Annotated in this window: 19 protein-coding genes; 8 read left to right on the plus strand and 11 right to left on the minus strand. The window is 69.5% G+C overall.

The window, feature by feature from the left end:
• Nucleotides 1-57 precede the first annotated feature (57 nt).
• From ACWDNU_RS19770 to ACWDNU_RS19780, 3 genes are read right to left on the minus strand one after another with little or no spacing between them, the layout of a single operon-like run.
• The gene (locus ACWDNU_RS19770; RefSeq protein WP_449669940.1) at nt 58-1,647 is read right to left on the minus strand and encodes a hypothetical protein; all 1,590 of its coding nucleotides are present in this window, start codon (nt 1,645-1,647) and stop codon (nt 58-60) included.
• Entirely contained in the window at nt 1,623-2,393 is a 771-nt protein-coding gene (locus ACWDNU_RS19775; protein WP_370935257.1) for an ABC transporter ATP-binding protein, read from the minus strand. Before ACWDNU_RS19775 ends, ACWDNU_RS19770 begins: the two co-directional genes overlap by 25 nt.
• Nucleotides 2,394-2,435: 42 nt before the next feature.
• Nucleotides 2,436-2,993 (minus strand): ester cyclase, encoded by a 558-nt coding sequence (locus tag ACWDNU_RS19780; RefSeq protein ID WP_449669941.1) that lies wholly within the window; start codon nt 2,991-2,993, stop codon nt 2,436-2,438.
• Between the two features lie 79 nt (nt 2,994-3,072).
• On the opposite strand from ACWDNU_RS19780, the gene ACWDNU_RS19785 reads away from it, so the two are divergent.
• Entirely contained in the window at nt 3,073-3,750 is a 678-nt protein-coding gene (locus ACWDNU_RS19785) for a TetR/AcrR family transcriptional regulator C-terminal domain-containing protein (RefSeq protein ID WP_370935259.1), read from the plus strand.
• Here the strand turns inward: ACWDNU_RS19785 and ACWDNU_RS19790 are convergent.
• Nucleotides 3,734-5,509, minus strand: coding sequence for a VanW family protein (locus ACWDNU_RS19790; protein WP_370935260.1), 1,776 nt, complete (start codon nt 5,507-5,509; stop codon nt 3,734-3,736). The genes ACWDNU_RS19785 and ACWDNU_RS19790 overlap by 17 nt on opposite strands.
• 91 nt (nt 5,510-5,600) lie before the next feature.
• Nucleotides 5,601-7,319 carry an L-arabinonate dehydratase gene (gene araD / locus ACWDNU_RS19795; protein WP_449669942.1) on the minus strand — a complete coding sequence of 573 codons (1,719 nt, stop codon included), beginning with the start codon at nt 7,317-7,319 and terminating at the stop codon, nt 5,601-5,603.
• Between the two features lie 118 nt (nt 7,320-7,437).
• Between araD and ACWDNU_RS19800 the strand changes: the two genes are divergently transcribed.
• Genes ACWDNU_RS19800 through ACWDNU_RS19810 form a run of 3 tightly spaced genes read left to right on the plus strand, consistent with a single transcriptional unit; the run spans nt 7,438 to nt 9,601 of the window.
• On the plus strand, nt 7,438-8,091 hold the full coding sequence (locus ACWDNU_RS19800; RefSeq protein WP_370935262.1) for a GntR family transcriptional regulator: 654 nt from the start codon (nt 7,438-7,440) through the stop codon (nt 8,089-8,091).
• Between the two features lie 4 nt (nt 8,092-8,095).
• The gene (locus ACWDNU_RS19805; protein ID WP_449669943.1) at nt 8,096-8,599 is read left to right on the plus strand and encodes a metallophosphoesterase family protein; all 504 of its coding nucleotides are present in this window, start codon (nt 8,096-8,098) and stop codon (nt 8,597-8,599) included.
• An 18-nt stretch (nt 8,600-8,617) separates the two neighbouring features.
• The gene (locus ACWDNU_RS19810; protein ID WP_449669944.1) at nt 8,618-9,601 is read left to right on the plus strand and encodes a PHP domain-containing protein; all 984 of its coding nucleotides are present in this window, start codon (nt 8,618-8,620) and stop codon (nt 9,599-9,601) included.
• Here the strand turns inward: ACWDNU_RS19810 and ACWDNU_RS19815 are convergent.
• Entirely contained in the window at nt 9,567-10,151 is a 585-nt protein-coding gene (locus ACWDNU_RS19815; protein ID WP_449669945.1) for a L,D-transpeptidase family protein, read from the minus strand. The genes ACWDNU_RS19810 and ACWDNU_RS19815 overlap by 35 nt on opposite strands.
• A complete protein-coding gene (locus tag ACWDNU_RS19820) occupies nt 10,115-10,963 on the minus strand; it encodes a chitosanase (RefSeq protein WP_449669946.1) in 849 nt (282 codons plus the stop codon). The genes ACWDNU_RS19815 and ACWDNU_RS19820 overlap by 37 nt, the downstream gene beginning before the upstream one ends.
• 289 nt (nt 10,964-11,252) lie before the next feature.
• Between ACWDNU_RS19820 and ACWDNU_RS19825 the strand changes: the two genes are divergently transcribed.
• The 3 genes from ACWDNU_RS19825 to hrpA all read left to right on the plus strand — a co-directional run bounded on the left by ACWDNU_RS19825 (nt 11,253) and on the right by hrpA (nt 16,757).
• Entirely contained in the window at nt 11,253-11,570 is a 318-nt protein-coding gene (locus ACWDNU_RS19825; RefSeq protein WP_370935267.1) for a hypothetical protein, read from the plus strand.
• Between the two features lie 41 nt (nt 11,571-11,611).
• On the plus strand, nt 11,612-12,805 hold the full coding sequence (locus ACWDNU_RS19830) for a cation:proton antiporter (protein WP_449669947.1): 1,194 nt from the start codon (nt 11,612-11,614) through the stop codon (nt 12,803-12,805).
• A gap of 76 nt (nt 12,806-12,881) precedes the next feature.
• The gene (gene hrpA / locus ACWDNU_RS19835) at nt 12,882-16,757 is read left to right on the plus strand and encodes an ATP-dependent RNA helicase HrpA (RefSeq protein ID WP_449669948.1); all 3,876 of its coding nucleotides are present in this window, start codon (nt 12,882-12,884) and stop codon (nt 16,755-16,757) included.
• Nucleotides 16,758-16,760: 3 nt separating this feature from the next.
• Here the strand turns inward: hrpA and ACWDNU_RS19840 are convergent, their stop codons facing one another.
• Both ACWDNU_RS19840 and ACWDNU_RS19845 read right to left on the minus strand, forming a co-directional pair.
• Entirely contained in the window at nt 16,761-17,159 is a 399-nt protein-coding gene (locus ACWDNU_RS19840; protein WP_449669949.1) for a hypothetical protein, read from the minus strand.
• Nucleotides 17,160-17,311: 152 nt separating this feature from the next.
• Nucleotides 17,312-19,006, minus strand: coding sequence for a bifunctional 3'-5' exonuclease/DNA polymerase (locus tag ACWDNU_RS19845; protein WP_370935271.1), 1,695 nt, complete (start codon nt 19,004-19,006; stop codon nt 17,312-17,314).
• A 241-nt stretch (nt 19,007-19,247) separates the two neighbouring features.
• Here ACWDNU_RS19845 and ACWDNU_RS19850 point away from each other — a divergent pair, with 241 nt between their 5' ends.
• Nucleotides 19,248-20,873, plus strand: a complete 1,626-nt coding sequence (locus ACWDNU_RS19850; RefSeq protein WP_449669950.1) for an acyl-CoA synthetase — start codon at nt 19,248-19,250, stop codon at nt 20,871-20,873.
• A gap of 6 nt (nt 20,874-20,879) precedes the next feature.
• On the opposite strand, the gene ACWDNU_RS19855 is transcribed toward ACWDNU_RS19850, so the two are convergent.
• Both ACWDNU_RS19855 and ACWDNU_RS19860 read right to left on the minus strand, forming a co-directional pair.
• Entirely contained in the window at nt 20,880-21,569 is a 690-nt protein-coding gene (locus ACWDNU_RS19855; protein WP_449669951.1) for an ATP-binding cassette domain-containing protein, read from the minus strand.
• Nucleotides 21,566-22,504, minus strand: coding sequence for a hypothetical protein (locus tag ACWDNU_RS19860; protein WP_449669952.1), 939 nt, complete (start codon nt 22,502-22,504; stop codon nt 21,566-21,568). The genes ACWDNU_RS19855 and ACWDNU_RS19860 overlap by 4 nt, the downstream gene beginning before the upstream one ends.
• Nucleotides 22,505-22,894: the final 390 nt, after the last annotated feature.

A 22,894-nucleotide genomic window follows, 5' to 3' on the forward strand; every position in this document is an offset into this window, starting at 1 on the left:
CGAACGCACGTGACGCCAGTCGACAACCCGGCGGAAAAATCCGGCAAGAAAAATCTGTCACCGTTCCTTGGAGACGGTCGCCAGCAGCTCCGGGCCCCGCTCCACCAGCCGTTTCTGGGCGAGCGAACCCCACCACCACGCCAAGGCGACGCCGGTCGCGATGCCGACCGGAATGCCCAGCCACTGCAGCACCGGCAGGTCCGCCAGCTTTCCGGCCACGCACAGCGCCACCACCGGCAACGCGCCGAGCACGATGAGCAGGGTTGTCGCCAGCATCATGGCGCCGCGGGCACAGCCGGGGCGGCCGCCGGACGACCACGGGCTGCCGCTGCGGCGTTGATCCGGCAGCGGGAACGCCAGGAAGACCGATTGCAGCATCAGGATTCCGGCTCCGGCGCCCAGGGTCGCCGGGACTAGGCCGAGGACCCACGGGTACGCCCCCGGCACGCCGGTGACGCCGGGCAGGACCAGCGCCAGCACCACGGCGATGGGAGCGACGATCAGGGCCCACGCCAGCTGTCGGCCGCGCACGTCGGCGCGTTCGGCGCCGGGGACGACGAGCGTGTGCCACAGCGCGCTGCCGTCCATTCCGTACAGGTTGCCGGACTGCATGGACGCGAAAATCACCACTGCGACACCGAAATACGGCAGCATCACCGACTGTCCGCCGCCACCGCCGGACAGGGCTGGCACGACGGTGATGACGAAACCGATGAGCAGCGTCGACAGCAGAGCGACGCGTCGGCGGGCGTCTCGCCACCAGGTGTAGAGCTCCTTGCGCGCCACCGCACCGATCGGGGTGGCAGGGAGCAGGCTGCGCTTCGTGCGGGTGCCCTTCGCTCGGGTGCGGGAGGCGCCGCGGAAGGAAGGGGTGGTGACCTGGCGGGCCAGCAGCGCGCCCCAGACCAGGACCAAGACCGCTACTGACCCGAGCAGTGCGGCGAAGAGGCCGCCGACGGTGCCCCATTCGCCGACTCCGGCGGCGTGCACCGCGAGGGTGCCCCATCCGGACGGCAGGGCGTGCATGACGCTGACGAAGCCGGGCATCTGGCCGGTGACGATCGCGGGGCCGACGCTGCGCATCACGTAGTTCACCGCGACGCCGGACAACCCGGTGAGCGCCACCAGGATGATGCCCAGTTCCTTGCCCTTGCGCGACGTCAGCAGCGTGCCGAGCGCGGCCATCACCACGCGGTACAGCAACACCACGAACGCCAGCTGCAGCACGGTGAACACGAGCCCGACGACCGCCGCCCCGGCGCCGAACCGCAGCCCGTAGAACACCAAGCCGAGGAACGCCAGCAGGCTCACCAGCGCTGTCACGCCCACGAAACTCGCCGCGAGCAGGCCGACCGCCAGCTTCCGGCGGCCGATCGGCAGCAGCGCGAAGTGCTCCGGCCGCAGGGTGTCGTCCCCGCCGCCGGTCGCGATCGGCGCGAGCACCCAGCCCGCCATCCACACCGCGTAGACCGAGGTGAGCAGGTCGACCGTGATCCGCGCTTCCGGAGCCGGGAACACCGCGATGCCGATGGTGAACAGGGCCGCCAGCAGACCGAAAATGCCGCCGACGATCATTCCGGCGATCTGCCGCCCGCGCAGCGAATTGCGCAGGACCCGCAGCTTCAGTCGGACGAGGACGCCAACCACGCCAGCCCCTCCGCTCCACCGGTCCGCCCGCCGACAATGTGCACGAACGCGTCTTCCAGCGTGCCTTCGCCGCGCACGTCCGCCACCGCGCCCGCGGCGACGACGCGCCCGCGCGTGATCACCGCGACGTGGCTGCACAGCTGTTCCACCAACGCCATCACGTGGCTCGACAGCACGACCGCGCCGCCGGAAGCGACGAACCGCTGCAGGATCGTGCGAATCGTCGACGCGGAAACCGGGTCCACCGCTTCGAACGGCTCGTCCAGCACCAACAGCCGCGGCCCGTGCAGCAACGCCGTCGCGAGGCCGATCTTCTTGCGCATGCCCGCGGAATAGTCGATGACGAGGGTGCGCTCGGCGTCCGTCAGCTCCAGCACGCCGAGCAGTTCCTGGGCGCGTTCGGCGACCGTGTCCGGCGCGAGCCCGCGCAGCAAGCCCATGTACGTCAGCAGTTCCCGCCCGGTGAGCCGCTCCGGAATGGACAAGCCGTCCGGAAGAACGCCGATCAGGCTTTTCGCCCGTTCCGGTTCCCGCCAGACGTCCACCCCGAACACGCGCGCCTCGCCGGCGTCGGGCCTCAGCAGCCCGACCGCCATCGACAGCGACGTCGTTTTGCCAGCTCCGTTGGGGCCGACGAGGCCGAAGAACGACCCCCGTGGCACTTCCAGCCCCACATTGTCTACTGCCAGCGTGGTCCCGAACCGTTTGGTGAGTCCGTAAAGCCCCATGGCCGCGTCGTCGGACACCGGTTCCCCCTTCCCGTGGTGTGCGCACGACTGTACGCGGGGTCACCGACAAAAAGCGGGCGGAGTGGTGTCGGAGAGCCGAGGATCCGGGGTTCCGGACATCGCCAGCAGCCCGCGCACCGCGCGAACCAGCTTGGGCCACGAGGCGGGTTTCCGGATGTCGTACGCGCTCAGCAGCTGGCGGAGCATGGTGAGCGTGTCGAAGTAGATACGTTCGCACACCAGCCGTTCGTCGGCGTCGAACAGGAAGTACGCGGTCATCCGGACCCGGAACCGCTGCCCGGTCGGCGGAATCTTCCCGAGCGCCCCGCGATGTGTGCCGAGAAGCCAGAATTCAACGATTACCGCATCCACGCTGTGCCGCAAGGCAATGATTTCGTGGTCTTGATCGGGAAAAGCGCGACGCGTTTCGTCGTAGTAGCCGCGCACCGCGGCATCGCCGTCGTGCACGGTCATCGTCGGGACGATCTCGTAGCGCGGGTGCGGGAACGTCGCCAGCACGTCGTCCCAGTCCTGGCGCACCTCGTCGCGGAAGTGGTCGAGGACGAGCTTTTGCCGGGCTCGCAGCACTTCGGGCGCGGGGATGGCCAACGGGTCCACGGGTTCCTCCAAGCCGGGAGAGGGGAACCGCAATTTAATCCACAGTGTGGGTTAACCGCAAGTGCGCCATGATGGAGCCGTGAACACCACGACGCGCCGGGGACGCCCGCGCAAGGGAGACGCCCGGCTGTCGCGGGAGGCGATCCTGACGGCCGCGCTGGAAGTAGTCGACGCCGACGGCGCGGCAGCGGTGAGCATGCGGACCGTCGGGCAGCGCCTCGGCGTGGACGCGAAGAGCCTCTACCACCACATCGACGGCAAAGAAGCCTTGCTCGACGCTGTCGCCGGGCACGTGCTCGGCGGGATCGACCTCCCGGACTTGACCGGGCAGCCCGAAGAAGACCTGCGCGCGATCGCCCAGTCCTTCCGGAAAGCAACGCGCGCGCATCCGCAGGCCGCCGCGCTCGTCCTAACCAGACAGTTGCCGTCGATCGCCGCACTCGCCCCGGTCGAGGCGGTGCTTTCGGTGCTGCGCAAGGCAGGCGCGTCCCCCGAAGAAGCCGTGCACCTGCTGCGTTCGCTCCTCGCCGTCGTGGTCGGCTCGCTCCTGCGCGAGGCGGGCGCGGGACCGGCGTTCGGCGTCACCGACGAGGCCGGAATCGCCCACCGCCGCGCCGAACTGGAGCAGACCGAACTTCCCGCCGTCGTCGAATCCGCGCCGCATCTGGCGCGGTGCGATCACGAAGCGGAGTTTTCCTTCGCCGTCGATCTGGCGGTGGCCGCCACGATGCAGCGACTCGCTACTCCCCGCAGGTGATCTTCGGCTGCGGGTTGTAGCGGACCGACCGCGTGTGCCGCGAAACCTCCCGGCCCGACGACGCGTCGCGCAGGATCCGGGTGTCGCTCGCGGTGAAACCGGGCGCGCCGTTGGACGCGTGGCAGTTCTCCGCCGGACCCGGTTTCGTCGGCGGAGGCGTCGGGTTCGACCGCTCGCCGGGCACCGATTCGACGGTGTACCGCTTGGTGCCCCACAGTTTCACGGTGATCGACGACGGCGTCCAGACGGTCTGGATCGCGACGCCGGTGTCCGAGTCGTTCGTGAACTTCAGGTCGATCACGCTGGCGCCATTGGGGTTCTGGAACACCGTCGCCTCGCGCGCGGCCGGATAACGGCTGATGTAGTAGCTGTGTTCCTTGTGCCCGGCGTCCTTCATCCCGGAGAAGTACGCCGCGTTGTACAGCGTGGTGGCGAACTGCGAAATGCCGCCGCCGACCTCGCGAGCAGGCGCGCCGTTCTCGATCACGCCCGCCTCGACGTAGCCCTGCGGACGCCCGCGCGGGCCGGTGAACCCGTTGAGGCTGAACGTTTCTCCCGGCTTCACGATCGCGCCGTTCACCTTCTCGGCGACCACGCGGATGTTCGTGCCGGAGTCGGGCGCGAACCCGCCGGTGCTGAATTCGCCGATGACTTCCTTGACGCCCAGCTTGTCCGCCTGCTCGGTGGTGACCTTCGCCGGCGTCTTCTTGTAGATCGCCTTCAGCTCGCGGCTGTCGGTCTGCTTGAGCGTGTTCGGCAGCGGCTTGAGGCTCTGCTCCCAGTCGACCGTGTTGCCGTCCGCGGACGGTTCGACGACCGGTTTGCCGCCGGAGAACGCGATGGCCGCGTCCTTGCCCTCCTGCTCGGTGGACTTCAGCTGCGGCGCGAGCGCGTCGGTGACCTTTTTCGGGTCGACCTGCGGGGCGAGGCCGCCGCCGTCGCCGGGCACGAACGTGAGCGCCCCGGCGATCTGCTCCGGCGTCAGCGTCGCGTCCGCGCCTTCGCCCTTGACCACGATCGGCGCGGACACCGCGGGCTTGGCGAACTCGGTCAACGCCCGCTGGACGCCCTCGGCGGTGGTGCGCACCGGCGTCGGCGCGACCGGGAGCGTCAGCTCGTTGCTGGAAGCCCAGCCGCTCAGCACCTTCGCGCGCGCCGCCGCGACGTCCAGCTTCTGCCCGGCCTGCGGCGGGACCGCGACCGGGGTGGTGCCGTCGAACCGGATCGTGCCCTCGACCGGCTCCCGGTCGACGCGTCCGCGCAGGTCCTCGAGCGCCGGGTCGAGTTTGTCGGCCTCGGTGTGCGAAACGACGCCCAGTTCCCGGGTGCTGAAGAACGACGCGAGCCGGGTGAAGGGGTTGATCGGCTGGTCGCCTGCCTGGTCGAGAGTGCCGCTCCAGTCCAGGCCCAGCCCGGCCTCGGTCGGCGACAGCTTGGTGTGCGCGTTGCCCGCGGTGACGGTGAGCGGCTGGGTGAGCCGCGGCTCGATCTTCCCGCGCAGCTCGCGTTCGGCGACCGGCCGCTCCAGCCCGCCGACGTCCACGCCGGCCACGACGACGCCGCGCGGCACCCGGCCCTGGCTGGTCAGCAGGTCGATGAGGTAGGCGACGACCAGGACGCCGAGCACGCCGCCGCTGATCCAGCCCGCTTTGCGCAGGCCCCGCCTTCGCGGCGGGGACGGAGGTTCCTCGGGCGGCACGACCGGCAGGACCTCGGTCTGGTCGCTGTCGGTTTCCGGCCAGCGCGGTTCGTACTGCACCTCACGACCCCTTCGATTCGCTGCGGTCAAGGGCACAGCGTACGGGCCGAGCCGGACATGCCGGACTACTGCCCCCAGCGGAACAAACCGGTCACCCGGCGTCCGGTTCCGGATTGGCGCCGGCGCGGGCGAGGAAGTCGAAGTCGCAGCCCTCGTCGGCCTGCGTGATGTGCTCCGCGTACAGCGCACCGTAACCTCGTTCGAACCGCGGCGCAGGGGCGGCCCACGAAGCGAGACGACGCTGCAGTTCGGCGTCGTCCACTTGCAGCTGCAACGTCCGCGAAGGCACGTCCAGGGTGATCAGGTCGCCGTCGCGGACGAGCGCGAGCGGCCCGCCGACGTGCGATTCCGGTGCCACGTGCAGCACGCACGCGCCGTAGCTGGTGCCGCTCATCCTGGCGTCGGAGATCCGCACCATGTCTCGGACGCCTTGTTCCAGCAGGTGCGCCGGGATCGGCAGCATGCCGTACTCGGGCATCCCGGGACCGCCGAGCGGACCGGATCCGCGCAGCACCAATACGGAATCGGCGGTAATGCCCAATGCCGGGTCGTCGATGCGCTTCTTCAGGTCCTGGTAATTGTCGAAAACCACTGCCGGACCGGTGTGCGTAAGCAGCGCGGGGGCGGCGGCGATGTGCTTGATCACCGCGCCGCCGGGCGCGAGGTTTCCGTGCAGCACGGCCACGCCGCCTTCGCTGGAGACCGGGTTGTCGCGTGGGCGGATCACGTCGTCGTTGTGCACGCGGGCGTCGGCGAGGGAATCGGCGAGCGGACGCCCGGTGACAGTGATGCGGTCGAGGTGCAGCAAGTCGGTCAAGCGGGACAACAACCCGGGCAGGCCGCCCGCGTAATAGAAGTCCTCCATCAGCCAATCGCCGCCCGGCCGGATGTTCGCCAGCACCGGCACCCGCCGGGCGATCTCGTCGAAATCCTTCAGGGACAACGAAATCCCGCTGCGTCCGGCCATCGCGATCAGGTGGATCACCGCGTTGGTCGACCCGCCGAGCGCCAGTACAGTGGTGATCGCGTCGGCGTACGCGCGCTCGTCGAGGATCTTCGCGATCGTGAGGTCCTCCCACACCATGCCCACGATTCGCGCGCCGGTCGCCGCCGCCATCCGGTGGTGCGCGGAATCGACCGCCGGGATCGACGCCGCGCCGGGCAGCGTCAGCCCGAGCACCTCGGCGGCGGACGTCATGGTGGACGCGGTGCCCATCGTCATGCAGTGGCCGGGGGAGCGGGCGAGACCGCGTTCCAGCTCGGCCATCTCGCGGTCGCCGATCGTGCCCGCGCGCCGTTCGTCCCAGTACTTCCACATGTCGGTGCCGCTGCCGAGCACTTCGCCGCGCCAGTTTCCGCGCAGCATCGGCCCGGCGGGCACGAAAATCGACGGCAGCCCGGCGCTCGCCGCACCCATCAGCAGCGCCGGGGTGGTCTTGTCGCAGCCGCCCATCAGCACCGCGCCGTCGACCGGATACGACCGCAGCAGTTCCTCGGTCTCCATTGCCAAGAGATTCCGGTACAGCATCGGCGTCGGCTTCTGATACGTCTCCGACAGCGTCGCCACCGGGAACTCCAGCGGGAACCCGCCCGCCTGCCACACGCCGCGCTTGACCTGCTCCGCGCGTTCGCGCAGGTGCTGGTGGCACGGGTTGATGTCGCTCCAGGTGTTGAGGATGCCGATCACCGGCTTGCCGAGGTGCTCCTCCGGCTCGTAGCCGAGCTGCCGGGCGCGGGTGCGGTGGCTGAAATTCCGCAGGTCGTCGCCGCCGAACCAGCGGTGGCTGCGCAAGTCCTCGGGTGCCTTCATCGGGCTGCGTCTCCTCGGTCGGCGGATGGCATCTGATATATGATCGTACGTGTCGACGCTCGGAGACGCCCGCCTGGTTGAATGTGCGGGGACGAGCGCGAAAGCCAGGAGGGTCGGCATGCCGTCCACGTTCAGCCTCCCCGCCTCCCGCACCGAGGTGGTGCTGGAGGAGATCCGGCGCGGCATTCTCGCCCGCGAGCTGGTGCCCGGTCAGCAGCTCGTGGAGGCGGAGCTGGCCGCGCGGCTCGGGGTGTCGAAGACGCCCGTGCGCGAGGCGCTCAAGGTGCTGTCCAACACCGGGCTGGTCACGTTCAGCCCGTACAAGGGCGCGTCGGTGTGCGTGGTCGACGCGGAGCTGGCGCGGTCGGTCTACGACGTGCGGATGGTGCTGGAGCCCGAAGCGCTGCGCCGCGCCATCCGGTCTTCGGACCGCACAGCGTTCGACGAGGCCGCGCAGGTCCTCAAGGAAGCGTCGAGCGCGGACGCTGACCAGACCACGTTGAGCCTGCTGAACCGGCGGTTCCACCGCGCGCTGTACGCGGGCTGCGGAAACCCGTTGATGGTGTCGATGCTGGACGATCTGCGCGACCGCGCGGCGCTGATCACCGTGGTCGGCTGGGACGCGAATCCCAGCTGGCGCAAGGAATGGAACGAGCACAAGGCGGTGCTCGCCGCCGCGAAGAAGGGCGACGAGGACGGCGCGGCCGAGCTGCTGCGCGCGCACATCGCGGCGTTCCTCGACCACGTGCTCGAGGCGATCGGGGAGGAGTGACGGCGTGCGGTTGCTGCTTCTCGCGGACACTCATCTGCCGAAGCGGGCGAAGGAACTGCCCGCACAGGTCTGGGACGAAGTCGCGAAGGCGGACGTCGTGGTGCACGCGGGCGACTGGGTCGACGTCGACACTCTCGACGCTCTTGAGGCCCGCAGCGCCCGGCTGATCGGCGTTTATGGCAACAACGACGGCCCTGAACTGCGGAAACGGCTGCCGGAGGTCGCTCGCGAGACGCTGGAAGGCGTCCGGCTGGCGGTGGTACACGAAACTGGCGACGCGAAGGGCCGCGCGAAGCGGTGCGACGCCTTGTATCCGGACGTCGACGTGCTGATCTTCGGCCACAGCCACATCCCGTGGGATTCGGTGACGCCCGGCGGGCTGCGGCTGCTCAACCCGGGTTCGCCCACCGACCGGAGGCGGCAGCCGTACTGCACCTACCAGACCGCGGAGCTCAAAAACGGCCGTCTCGGCGACGTCGAGCTGCATGAGCTGCCTCGGCGCGGCTGAACGGGTAAAACAGGAGGCATGGACCCGGCCCGCGCCCTGCGCGACATCGCCTTCCAGCTCGAACGCGCCGGTGAACCGACTTACCGGGTGCGCGCGTTCCGTCAGGCCGCCGCGGTGGTCGACAAGCTCTCCGAAGACGAACTAGCGTCGCGCGTCGGTGCGAAGACGCTTCAGGCGTTGAAGGGGATCGGCAAAGCCACTGCCGGGGTTATCGAAGACGCGTGGCACGACCGCACGCCTGCGTACGCGGCGAAGCTGCCCGAGAAGAAGCTGCCGGACGGCGGTGCGCTGCGTACGGCGCTTCGCGGCGACTGTCACACGCACTCCGACTGGTCCGACGGCGGCAGCCCGATCCTCGAGATGGCCGAGACTGCGCGCGAGCTGGGGCACGAGTGGATCGTGCTCACCGACCATTCGCCGCGGCTGACCGTCGCGCGCGGCCTGTCCCCGGAGCGGCTGCGCGCGCAGATGGATGAGGTCGCGCGGGTGAACGAGCAGCTGGCCCCGTTTCGCCTGCTACACGGCATCGAAGTCGACATCCTCGACGACGGTGCGCTCGACCAGACCGAGAAGCTGCTGGACCGGCTCGACTTCGTGGTGGCGAGCGTGCATTCGAAGCTCCGCATGCCGGCGAGGGAGATGACGCCGCGGATGCTGGCCGCCGTCGAGAATCCGCATGTCCGCGTGCTGGGGCACTGCACCGGACGGCTGGTCGGCGGACGCAGCAGGCCGGAGTCGCAGTTCAACTCGGAGAAGGTCTTCACCGCCTGCCGGGAGAACGGGGTGGCGGTGGAGATCAATTCGCGGCCTGACCGGCTCGACCCGCCGATGAGGTTGCTGCGCCAGGCCGTCGAGCTGGGGTGCGAGTTCGCGATCGACAGCGACGCGCACGCGCCCGGGCAGCTCGATTGGCAGGTCTACGGCTGCGAGCGGGCGGAAGAGGCGGGCATCGAGCCGGACCGGATCGTCAATACGCGGACGGTTGCTCAGCTATTGCGATGACGGGGTTTCGCGCGGGGTCGAGCCAACGCAGCACCGCGATGAGGTCTTCGACGGCGAGCGCGACGCAGCCAGCGGTCGGTCCGCCGGTGGCCACGTGCAGGAAGAACGCCGAACCGGCACCGGGCACGACCGGCGAGCGGTTGTAGTCGATCACCACCGCGTGCGCGTACGCCGGGCCCGCCGCACCGAGATTCTCGCCCGCCGCTTCATCGAACGGGCCTGACGTGCCTCGGTAATGCGTGTTGTACAGCGGAGAGTGCACATCGGACACCCACCAGTCCGAAGTGGTCACCTGCCGGTAGGGGAGCCGGGTGCCGGGGTTCGGCTCGATGCCGAAAGCCTCGGTGAGCGGCCAGATTCCGGCTGGCGTAAGGGAAAGTCCTTCGCGTGCGACGCCGATTCCTTGCGCGCCGACTTCCGCTGGGTACGGACCGAGTGCCCGTACCCAGCGGTCGCCGTCGTGGTCCCACGCGGACGCGCCGTGCGCGGTGACCGTGAGAACCTGCTGGGGGTTCAGTTGATCTCGTACGGGTCGCCGTAGACCTGCCACTTCAGCGGCGTGTGCAGATCAAGGTTGCCGTCGTTGAGGAACACCAGCTGTTCCGTGTCGACGCGAGACGTGTCCGCGTGCGCCTCTTCCTTCTTCATGACCACCTTGCGCGCGTCGAGGAATGCCTTGAGGTACGCGGTTTCATCGCCGCCCTGGGACGGTGGCTTCGCCTTCGAAAGCGCGGCGTCGCGGATCCCGCCGAAGCTGTCAGTGCTCGTGCCGGGGCCGTGCATCACGATCGCGTCGTAGTAGATGAACTGGCCGAGCGCGCCGAGACCGTCCGACTTGCCCTGGTTCACCGCCGGGTCGAAGTACACGCGATCGCGCTCGCTGTTCTGCGCGTCCTGGAATTCCTGGGTGCCCGCGGCTTCCTTCCACGCGCTCTCGAACGGCGCGCCGAGCCCTTCGTGCGAATCGGAACCGTTGACCTTTTCCAGCGCTGGCAAGAACTTCGCGAGCGGGTTGTCCGGCACGGACTTGGTGTAGGCCTGCACCAGCTCGAGCATGTCGCCGGTGCCGGAACAGAACCCGATGATGCCCGCGGTGTAGCCGCGACCGTCCTTGATGTCCTCGATGTAGGAGTACTGCTTCTTCCAGTCGAGCGACGAGTTTTCCGCGCTCGACACCAGCTGCATCGCGATCTCCTTCTTCTCCGGAGACGCGAGGTCGCCGCCGGAGCCCAGCACGGGCGCCGAGGCGGCGAGCGGGGCCGGCACGGCGGCGGCCGAGAGAGCGGGGGTGCTGAACACGAGGGCGAGGGCCGAGGCGGCCGTGAGACCGGCGACCAGCGTGGGCCGCATCGTCTTGCGCATGAGGGGAATCCCTTTCCGCGGTACGTGGGCAAGGCGGCCGGACCGGCGAATGACCGGTTCCGGATACTGCTGCGGCGTAGCGCCACGATAACCGAGCGTGAAGCCGCGAGGCAAGGGATGCGAAAATTTTTCACGGATGTGAACGCGAGCTGTCCACTGTGGACGATGAAGATTGCCTGAAAGCGGCCGAAAATCCGCTGGAACGGCAGGAGTCTCCGTTGGACTGTCCACTATGGACGCCAGCGAGAGCCGCCAGCGCACGTTAAAGACATGGTAAACTCGGCTCGAGATGACGACTGCTGCCGCCGCTTCCGCGCCGCGGCACCGGTCCATCCTCGTCCTGGTGCTCGCCGCGCTGCTCCTGCTCGGCGTCGCGGTCCCCGGCCCGGGACCGTCCGGCCCGCGTCCGCACGACCCCGAACCGGCCCTGGTCCAGGAACAGGGCCCGCATCTCGTCGCCGCGCACCCGCTGCCGCTCGCCGACGCCCCGGGCGAGATCCGTCTTGCCCGGCCGGGCTGGTGCACCGTCCCGGTTTCCGCCGCATCGCCGGTGGAACTGGACCGCGCCCCCGCACCCGCCGCGGCGCGGGCCCCTCCTGATTGCTGAGTACCCGTTTCCCGCCTGTACCCGGCTCTCAAGAGGATTTCATGAGCAACGGTCATGCTTTGCTGGCCGTCGGCGGCGCGTTTCTCGCCGCCGGCGCCCTCGCCCGCGTCGGCGCCCGGATCGGGCTGCCCACGATTCCCCTGTTCATGCTGGCCGGTTTCGTCTTCGGCCCGCACACCCCCGGACTGTCCCTTGTGGACGATCCGGCCGAGTTCGGCGTGCTGGCCGGGCTCGGCCTCGTGTTCCTGCTCTTCTATCTCGGACTGGAGTTCTCGCTCGACGACCTCGCCCGCGGCGGCGCCAGACTCGCCTGGGCGGGGCTGGCCTACCTCGTGCTGAACATCGGCGGCGGGCTCGCGTTCGGCTTCGCGCTCGGCTGGGGCACGCGCGAGGCGCTGGTGATCGCCGGCGCGATCGGCATTTCGTCCTCGGCCATCGTCACCAAGCTGCTCCTGGAAACCCGGCGGATGAACAACCGGGAATCCCGCCTCATCATGGGCATCGTCGTGCTGGAAGACCTGTTCCTCGCGCTCTACCTGGCGCTGCTGCAGCCGGTGCTCAGCGGTGCCGACGGCTTCGGCGCGGCGCTCGCCGACTTCGGCAAGGCGTTCGGCTTCCTGCTCGTGCTCGCCGCGCTGGCTCGCTGGGGCGGACGGCTGGTGTCGCGCCTCTTCGGCTCAGCGGATGACGAGCTGCTCACCGTCTGCTTCGTCGGCGTGGCTGTGCTCGGCGCCGCGGTAGCCGAGGAAGTGGGCGTTTCCGACGCGATCGGCGCGTTCATGGTCGGCATGATGCTCGGCAATTCCCAGGTCGCGCCGCGGGTGCACAAGCTGGTGCTGCCGCTGCGGGACGCGTTCGGCGCGTTGTTCTTCTTCATCTTCGGGCTGTCGATCGATCCGGGCGCGGTCGGCACAGTCGTCCTCCCGGTCATCGCCGCGGTCGTGCTGACGCTGGTGCTGAACCTCGCCGCTGGTGCGTTCGCGGCCCGGCTGCACGGCTTCGACCGGCAGGAAGGCGTGAACATCGGCCTGACCGTGCTGACCCGGGGCGAGTTCTCGCTGGTCCTGGCGACGATGGCGACCGCGGCCGGGCTCGACTCGCGGGTGGCCCCGTTCGTCGCCGGATACGTGCTGCTCCTGGCCGTGATCGGACCGCTCGCCGTGCTCCGCTCGGACCGGCTGACCTGGCTGCTTCCGGCCAAGCTCGTGCGGCCGCGCCCGGCCCCGGTGTCGTGAACGGGGGAGCGGCGGCTGTCACTCGCGGCATATTCGGAAGCCACGGCGGTCACGCACGGCTATCCTTGGCCCAAGTATGTCCACTCCATCCCCCTTCGCAGAGCTGCGCGCCCAGCTGCCCGAACTGATGCTGCGCGACGAGTACCGGCTCCGTCGTCGTCTCGACGGCGCGCGCCGGTCTCGTGCCAAGCAGGAGACGGCCGAGCGCATCGCCGCCGACGTCGAAACGGCGCTGCTGCGCGTGCAGCAGCGCCGCGAAAGCGTGCCGAAGATCGAGTACCCCGCCGAGCTGCCGGTCAGCAGGCTCAAGGACGAGATCGGCGACGCGATCCGCGACCACCAGGTGGTGATCGTCGCGGGGGAGACCGGTTCGGGCAAGACCACGCAGCTGCCGAAGATCTGCCTGGAGCTGGGCCGCGGCGTGCGCGGGCAGATCGGGCACACCCAGCCGCGCCGGCTCGCCGCGCGCACGGTCGCCGACCGGATCGCCAGCGAGCTGAAGACCGAACTGGGCGACACCGTCGGCTACAAGGTCCGGTTCACCGATCAGTCCGGCCAGGACACCCTGGTCAAGCTGATGACCGACGGCATCCTGCTGGCCGAGATCCAGACCGACCGGATGCTGCGCCAGTACGACACGCTGATCATCGACGAGGCGCACGAGCGCAGCCTCAACATCGACTTCATCCTCGGCTACCTCAAGCAGCTGCTGCCGCGCCGTCCCGACCTGAAGGTGATCATCACCTCGGCGACCATCGACCCGGAGCGGTTCTCGCGGCATTTCGACGACGCGCCGATCGTCGAGGTCTCCGGCCGGACTTACCCGGTCGAGGTGCGCTACCGCCCGCTCGTGGACCCGGACGAGCCCGAGGGCGACCCGGACCGCGACCAGACGCAGGCGATCGCCGAGGCGGTGCAGGAGCTGTCCGGCGAGGCGCCGGGCGACATCCTCGTGTTCCTTTCCGGCGAGCGCGAAATCCGCGACACCGCGGACGTGCTGAACCGGCTGGACCTGCGGAACACCGAGGTGCTGCCGCTGTACGCGCGGCTCTCCGCGGCCGATCAGCACCGCGTGTTCCAGCGGCACACCGGACGCAGGATCGTGCTGGCCACGAACGTCGCCGAGACGTCGCTGACCGTGCCCGGGATCAAGTACGTGATCGACCCGGGCACCGCGCGCATCTCGCGCTACAGCCACCGCACGAAGGTGCAGCGGCTGCCGATCGAGGCGGTCTCGCAGGCGTCGGCCAACCAGCGCAAGGGGCGTTGCGGGCGTACCTCCGACGGCATCTGCATCCGGCTGTACTCCGAGGAAGACTTCGAATCGCGGCCGGAGTTCACCGATCCGGAGATCCTGCGGACGAACCTGGCGTCGGTCATCCTGCAGATGACGTCGCTCGGGCTCGGCGACATGAACGCGTTCCCGTTCGTGGAGCCGCCGGACCGCCGCCAGGTCACCGACGGGGTGCAGCTGCTGCAGGAACTCGGCGCGTTCGAGACCGGCGATTCCTCGAAGCTCACCGAGGTCGGCCGCAAGCTCGCGCTGCTGCCGGTGGACCCGCGGATGGGCCGGATGGTGCTGGAGGCCGCGCGGAACGGCTGCGTGCGCGAGGTGATGATCATCGCCGCCGCACTGTCCATTCAGGACCCGCGCGAGCGGCCGGCGGAGAAGCAGCAGGCCGCCGACGCGCAGCACTCCCGGTTCGCGGACCCGACGTCGGACTTCCTCTCCTACCTCAAGCTGTGGGAGTACGTCAGCGAACAGCAGAAGACGTTGACCGGCAACCAGTTCCGCCGGATGTGCCGCACCGAATACCTGAACTACCTGCGGATCCGCGAGTGGCAGGACATCTTCGGCCAGCTGCGCCAGCTCGCCAAACCGCTCGGCATCACGCTCAGCACCACGCCCGCCGAACCGCAGCACGTGCACACGGCGCTGATTTCCGGGCTGCTGTCGCACATCGGGCTCAAGGACCCGGCGAAGGGCGACTACCTCGGCGCACGCGGGGCCCGGTTCTCGGTGTTCCCCGGTTCGGCGCTGTTCAAGAAGCAGCCGCGCTGGGTGATGTCGGCCGAACTGGTCGAGACGTCGCGGCTGTGGGGCCGGGTCAACGCGCGGATCGAGCCGGACTGGGTCGAACCGCTCGCGCAGCACGTGGTGAAGCGTTCGTATTCGGAGCCGCACTGGGAACGCAAGCAGGGCGCGGTGATGGCGACGGAGAAGGTGACGCTGTACGGCGTGCCGCTCATAGCGGACCGGCGGGTGAACTACGGCCGGATCGACCCGGAGATCTCGCGCGCGATGTTCATCCGGCACGCGCTGGTCGAGGGCGATTGGCACACGAACCACCGGTTCTTCGCCGAGAACCGCGCGCTGCTCGACGAGGTCGAGGACCTGGAGAATCGTGCCCGGCGGCGCGACATCCTGGTGGACGACCAGACGCTGTACGAGTTCTACGACGCGCGAGTGCCTGAGGACGTCGTGTCCGTGCGGCACTTCGACAGCTGGTGGAAGAAGGCGCGGCGGAACGAGCCGGACCTGCTGTCGTTCGAGAAGTCCATGCTCATCAACGAGGTCGCGGGCGCGGTCCGCGAATCGGACTACCCGGACTCGTGGACGCAGGGCACGCACGTCTTCAAGCTGACCTACCAGTTCGAACCCGGAGCGGACGCCGACGGCGTGACCGTGCACATCCCGCTGCCGGTGCTGAACCAGGTCACGCCGGACGGCTTCGACTGGCAGGTGCCCGGCCTGCGCGGCGAACTGGCGACGCAGCTGATCAAATCGCTGCCGAAAACGTTGCGGCGCAACTTCGTTCCCGCTCCCGACACCGCCGCTGATGCGTTGACGCGAATGTCCCCTTCGGACGGTCCGCTGCTCGACATCCTCGGCGACGAGCTGCACGCGATGCGCGGCATCGACGTCCCGCATTCGGCGTGGGACCTCTCGACGGTGCCGGACCACCTCCGGATCACCTTCCGCGTGGTGGACGAGCGCGGCAAGCGGGTGGCCGAGGGCAAGGACCTGGACGAGCTGAAGCGCCGTCTCGCGCCGCGGGTGCGGGAGACTATTTCCAAGGCTGCCAACAGCATTGAGAAGGCCGGTCTGGTGCAGCCGTCGTTCGGCGAGCTGCCGAAGGTCTTCGCTTCGACCCGGCGCGGCCACGACGTGAAGGCGTATCCGGCGCTGGTGGACGAGGGCGCGTCGGTGGCCGTGCGGCTGCTGGACACGCCCGCCGAACAGCAACACGCGATGTGGTCCGGCACGCGGCGAATGCTGCGGCTGAACCTGAACTCGCCGATGAAGTTCATTACGCGGTCGCTGTCGAACTCCTCGAAGCTCGTGCTGAACCGCAATCCGCACGGCAGTGTCGCGGGCCTGCTGGAGGATTGCGTCGACTGCGCCGTCGACGCGCTGATGGCCTCGGCGGGCGGCCCGGTCTGGGACGAGGCGGGTTTCGCCGCGCTGCTGGAAAAGGTGCGGGCGGGCTTGAACCCGAAGGTGCTGGAGGTGTTGACGGAGGTCGAGCGGATCCTGCGCGCGGCCATCGACGTCGAAACGCGCCTGGCGGACACCCGCGGCCCGGCCGAGTCGCTGGCGGACATCCGTCGTCAGCTGGATGGCTTGGTGCACAAGGGCTTCGTGACGGAAACGGGTGCCGGACGGCTGTCGAACGTGGTCCGGTACCTGCGCGGCATCGAGCGGCGACTGGAGAAACTGCCGCTGGAGCAGACGCGGGACTTGCAGCGGATGGCCGACGTCGCGTGGATCACGAAGGAATACCAGGACGCGTTGGCTGCTTTGCCGCCCGGGACGTCTTCGCCCGCGCTGGCGGAGGTGCGGTGGATGATCGAGGAGCTTCGGGTGAGCTTCTTCGCACAGACGTTGGGGACGGCGCATCCGGTTTCGCTGAAGCGAATCACCAAGGCGTTGGACGACGCTCTGGCCTGAGGATCACTTCACCAGGAGCGTGACGGTGGCGGCGCTGGCTGAAACCGTGCCTGCGGCGGCGGAAAGCGAAGCTGCCACTCCGTTCAGGTTGCTGAGCATTCTTCGGAGCGCTTTCGCCGGAGCTTGCTCCTTGAACGCCATCTTGAGCTTCTGCCATTTGTGCTGCCGGAGGTGGCAGCCGAGCAGGATGCCGTTGGCGTTGTTGCGGCAGAACTCGTTCTTCCGGGTAGGCGCGCAACACCAGGTCGGTGCTTGAAAGAGGCCGTAGAGCACCACGAAGGCCGACAGGGCCGCGATGACGCCGGGCCCGATCGCCGGGATCGCCCACAGGGCGATGACCGCGATAAACGCCAGAAAGCTCCAAAGACTGCTGTTTTTGCTTTTCCTTTTTCTCCCCGCCATGGAGCACGAAGGTACTGATCATCGGCGCCTGGCGGATAGCGCCTTTGCGGTGGAATATCCCGTGACGAGTGCGACCGACGGCAACACCGCGTTCCCCCGAACGGATTTCCCGGATGCCGCCATGTGGTTGATGGGAAACCTGGGTCAGCTGATCACTTCGCCTCCGCATAATTGTCCACCGATTTCGCGTCCATGGGAAATCGCACCGGGCACGCCTCTCCGAAGACCAGCCTCGCGGCTTCCTGGATCGACGTCTCCACGATGTCCGCGACCTCGTCCGCCAGCTCGGCAGGCGCGTGCACGATCACCTCGTCGTGCAGGAAGAACACCAAATGCGCCGGATCCGGCAGCCGTCCTCGCAAAGTGGCCAGCAAGACCGCGGTCAGATCAGCCGCGCTGGCCTGCACCACGAAGTTCCGCGTGAACCGCCCCCAGCTGCGGGACGCCCGGCGCGCGCGAGTTTCCGTCGCTTCGTCCTCGGTGAGCCCGCCGGTCAAGGCGCGCCAAGCTGCCGACGGAGCCGGAGACGTACGGCCCAGCCTCGACCGGACCCGCTCGCCCCGCTCGCCCGCGGCGGCGGCATGCTCCACATAGGACACCGCGTCCGGGAAACGCTGGCGCAGCAACGCGAGCAGCGGCCCAGCCTCGCCAGACGTGCCGCCGTACATCGCGGACAGCATGGCGATCTTCGCGCGCGAACGGTCGTCTCGCGTGTCCCCGGGGCGGAGCGGGACATAGCGCGTGCCGGAGAACAGCGCTTCGGCCAAGCGGGCGTACAAATCGGTCGCCGCGGCGACTTCGGCCAGGCGGCGGTCGCCGGACAAAGCGGTGAGGACGCGCGGCTCGAGTTGTGCGCCGTCGGCGACGACGAGTTTCCAGCCGGGATCCGCGGACGCGCAGGAACGCAGCGCGCGCGGGATCTGCAGGGCTCCGCCGCCCCGGGTGGCCCAGCGGCCGGACACGACGCCGCCGACGACGAAGTGCGGCCGGAATCGTCCGTCGGCGACCCATTCGTCCAGCCACGCCCAGCCGTTGGCCGAATGCAGCCGCGACAGTTCCTTGTACTCCAGCAGGGGCGCGACGGCGGGGTGGTCGATGTCCTGCAGCAGGTACTTCCGCGCCGCCGGGATTTCGATCCCCTCTCTGGCCAGCGCGCGGACGACGCTGGCCGACGAGTCGGGGTTGACGGGCCGTCCGCCCAGCGCCGCGGAGATTTTCGCGGCGAGGTCGACGAGGGCTTTCGGGCGCTGACCAGCGGGGACGCGCGGTCCCAGGCGTTCTTCCAGCAACTGCAGATGCCGGTCGGCGCGCCAGGGGAGCCCGGCGGCGGAGATCTCGGCGGCGGCCAGCGCGCTCGCCGATTCGGCCGCGAGCAGCAGCCGCATCCGGGCGGGGGCCTCGGTGGCGGCGACGCGTTTCTCCTGCTCAGCCAGGACCCGTCGGGCCGCGGCAACGACCGTGACGCCCGCTGGCAGGCCGGGGCCGCGCGGGGAGAACAGCGTGGGCTGGGCGTCCTCGCCGAAGGCCGGTCCGTCGTCGGGCGGTTCCTCCCCGTTCGCCCGGGCCCACGCTGCCCGCAGGCTGCGCGATTCGCCCTCCCGGCCCTCGTAGGCGAGCAGCAGTCCTTCGGCGAGCGACAGGTCGTAGCACCGGCCCAGCCGCACCCCGGCCTTGACCAGCGCGGGGTAGATCTCCTCGACCGAGGGCAGCACCCAGCGCGGGCTCTCGGCCGCTTCCAGCCGACGTACCTCGTCGGCCCAGTCGGCGCGCGACAGCCCGCGGAGGGTCCCCGCGGGGCCCTCGATCGTGTAGCCGGACTCTTCCTCCCGGCCGGTGATCACCTGCACCGTCACATTGTGCGGACCAGCACCGACAATTTCCGCACAGCGGTTCGCGACGGGCTCATCGAGGGACTCAGATTCCCTCGTGGAGCCCTTCGCGGACAGCCAGTGACCGGTACCGGAGATTTCCTCCCCGGCCGGGCACTGGTGCGCGGCCGGGCCTTGCTTTACTGTCGAGTAACTCCCATACCGGCGGTACGGAGACCGTCGGCGTGGGCGCTCCCGCAGCAGCAATGGAGGTGCCCGGATGAGTGTGGCCGAGCTGGCCGGCCAGGTGGCAGGCAAGCTGACCGAGACCGTGCGCAGCGTCGAGGTGATGCGCCGTGCCGGGCTGGTGCCGTTCCCCCGCCTCGACGAGGGCTTGCGTTCCCTCGTCGCGATCCGCAAGTACGGCCCGTTCGCCGGCGCGAACCACATCGCGGCCCGGCGCGATTCGACGGCCGTCGGGATCGTCGACGACCTCGGCCCGCTCACCTTCAAACAGCTCGACGACCAGTCCAACGCGCTCGCCCGCGCCTGGTCGCAGCGCGGCCTCGGCCCCGGTTCGGTGATCGCCGCGCTGTGCCGCGACCACCGCGGGCTCGTGCTCACGATGGCCGCCTCGGGCAAGCTCGGCGCGCGGCTGCTGCTGATGAACACCGGGTTCGCCAAGCCGCAGTTCGCCGACGTCGCCAAGCGCGAGGGCGTCACCGCGCTCGTCTACGACCAGGAGTTCACCGGCCTGCTCGACGCGATCGACGGCGACCTCGACCGCTACCTGGCCTGGGTGGACCAGCCGGGCGGCCACGAGATCCCGGTGCTCGCCGAGATCATCGCCAGCACCGACGACCGCCCGGTGCCCGCGCCCGCCAAAGCCGGCGGATTCGTGCTGCTCACCAGCGGCACCACCGGCACCCCCAAGGGTGCGCCGCGACCGCACACGTCCGCGCTGGCGTCGGCGCAGTTCCTGGACCGCATCCCGCTGCGCTCCGGCGAAGCGACCTTCATGGGCGCGCCGCTGTTCCACGGCACCGGACTGTCGCAGTTCATCCTCAGCTTCGCGCTCGGCTGCACGGTGGTGATGCGCCGGAAGTTCGACCCGGAAGCGACGCTGAAGGGCGTCGCGACGCATCGGTGCACCGCGCTCGTTCTGGTGCCGACGATGCTGCAGCGGATCGTCGACCTGCCAAAGGAAGTCCGCGATCGCTACGACACGTCGTGCCTGCGGATCATCTTCGTCGCCGGGTCCGCGCTGTCGCCGGATCTCGGCAACCGGGCGAACGAGGAATTCGGCGACGTCGTGCACAACCTGTACGGCTCCACGGAAGTCGCGGTGGCGACGGTCGCGACGCCGGAGGACTGGAAGCGCGCGCCAGGCACGGTCGGCCGCGCGCCGGTCGGCTGCCGCGTCGCGCTGTACGACGAGCGCGGCGCCAAGATCACCGAGCCGCACGTGACCGGACGGGTGTTCGTCGGCAGCGGGCTGAGCTTCGGCGGCTACACCGACGGCCGCAACAAGGAAATCATCGACGGTCTCCTCTCCAGCGGCGACGTCGGCCACTTCGACGAGGACGGCCTGCTGTTCATCGACGGCCGCGACGACGAAATGATCGTCTCCGGCGGCGAGAACGTGTTCCCGATCGAGGTGGAAAACCTGTTGGTGGAACGGGAAGACGTCCTCGAGGCGGCGGTGATCGGCGTCGAGGACCCGGACTTCGGCGAGCGGCTCAAGGCTTTTGTGGTGCGCACGGAGGGTTCGACGCTCGATGAGGACGGCGTGCGCGAGTACGTGAAGGCGAATTTGGCGCGCTACAAGGTGCCGCGGGATGTGGAGTTCTTGGACGAGCTTCCGCGCAACGCGACGGGGAAGGTGTTGCGGACCAAGCTCAGCTGAGCGGGATCACTGAAAGAAGCCTCGCAGGTAAGGATCTGCGAGGGCGCGGATCTCGGCGAGCGTCCCAGCGGCGACGGTGCGGCCGTCGCGCATGAACGCCATCGCGTCGGCGTACCCGGTCTCGGCAAGCAGCGCGCCGTCGTGGGTAATGGCCAGCACGGCGGCACCAGCATCGGCATAGGCGCGCAGGGTGGCCCACACCTCGTAGGCGGTGCCGCGGTCGAGGGAGGCGCTGGGTTCGTCCGCCACGAGCAGATCCGGTTCGGACAGCAAGGCCGCCGCGAGCGCGGCCCGCTGGATTTGCCCGCTGGAATGCTGGTGCGGATAAAGATCCAGGGTCTCCTCGGGACAGACCGCTGCCTTGCAGGCGTCCTCGACGCTCCGGCCACGATAGAGCTGCTGCCGCTCGTCCGACTGCGCGCCGACGGTTCGCTCCGCGGCGAACGCCGCGACCCCGGACTGAGGCACCAGTCCGACGCTGCCACGAACGCACATCTCCCCAGTTTTGTGTGCGACCGAAGGAAGCGAACCCGTCAGCGCCGCCGCGACCATCGATTTGCCGCACCCGGATTCGCCGAGCAAGGCGGTAATCCGCCCCGGCGGCACCACAAGACACACCGAGTCCAGAACCGTCTCGCGCCACCGTCCCGTGTCGACCAGAACGGTCAGCTCCCGCAGTTCGGCCGCCGGATTCACGAACCCCAGCCGATGCCGAAAATCCCCGGCCCGAAGTCCAGCGCGATCGCGTGCACCCCATTGCCGCTGTCGAGCCGCAGCCGACGCCGAGCGGGCGCTTCGTCGGTGGCGTTCGCGTACTGCCAGCAGCGGGCGGGCACGGCTGTCGGATCGAAGCGGACCTCCAGCAGGTACTCGCGGACCGGGCGGCGGAATTCCCGGTAGTGGGTCGCCCGGCACTGCGGATACGGCGGCCCGGAGTTGCGCAGGGTGTACTCGATGAGGTGCGTCTCGCCGCGTTCCAGCGCGCGGTCGAAGAGCAATTCGGCCACCAGGATGCCGTGGTCGTCGTCCACTTCGGCGCGTCCGACGCGGCAGTTGCGCACCGGCTGCAAGTCGGGCACCGCGGTCGCGTCACCCTGTGCGTACACCAGCAGCCAGCGGTCCTGACCGTCCGCACCGGACTGGAACACCGCGCGCGAGGTGACCGCGAGCTGGCCTCCGTCGGCCGCGATGTCGCAGCGGTCGTGCAAACCGACGAGCTTCAGCTGGTGCTGCTGGTCCAGCGCGTCGGGGGCACCGACGCGGTCCAGCAGCGGCTGGAGGATCTCGCGGGTGAAGGTGACCGGTTCCTCGCCCGCCCGGTCGCGCCTGCTCGCGCCGCGCGGACGGGGCGGCGGCAGAAGACCGAGCAGCGCGCCGTCGGGGACGTCGAGGATTTCCTCCAGCACCCGCACCGCCGACAGCGATCCGGCCCGTTCCGGCTGGCGTTTGCCCGACTGCCAATAGCTGAGCGCGGTGACGCTCACCGTCGCGCCGCGGGCGCGCAGCCGGGCTTGGATCCGGTCCAGGGAAAGCCCGCTGGCTCCGATCGCGGCGCGCAGCGCGCTCGCGAAGGCGGTCCGGGCGCCTCCTTCGGCGTCCGGACTCGCGTGGCCCGCATGTCGCTGCGCCATTTCTCGTCGACCGCCCCCAGTGGTAACCGACCGTGCCGAGTCCGACACAGGCACGGTAGCAGCCGCCGGACCAGGTTGTACCGCCGTACCACTCCGGCGAACGGGCTAGTACTGGCAACTGTGAACCATTGCCCTGACCTGCACGGTCGCGCTTCCATGGCCAGGACGGAACGCGCCGCCCCCGGCGCGTCCGGAGCCTCGGCCCCGGCAGCGCGGACCGCGCCCCGCGCCCGGCCGGCGGCCGCGCCCGGAACCGGTGGCCCGGCATGCCCCCAGAAGCCGGGCCACCGGTCATCCGCCACTGCCGTACGCCTGGTCCGAAGTGGAGCTTTTCGCGACGGGCGCGTCCTCGCTGCGTGTCCACGTGCGACCGACCGGTGAGCAGGCCGT

This window comes from Amycolatopsis sp. NPDC003676, assembly GCF_053587275.1.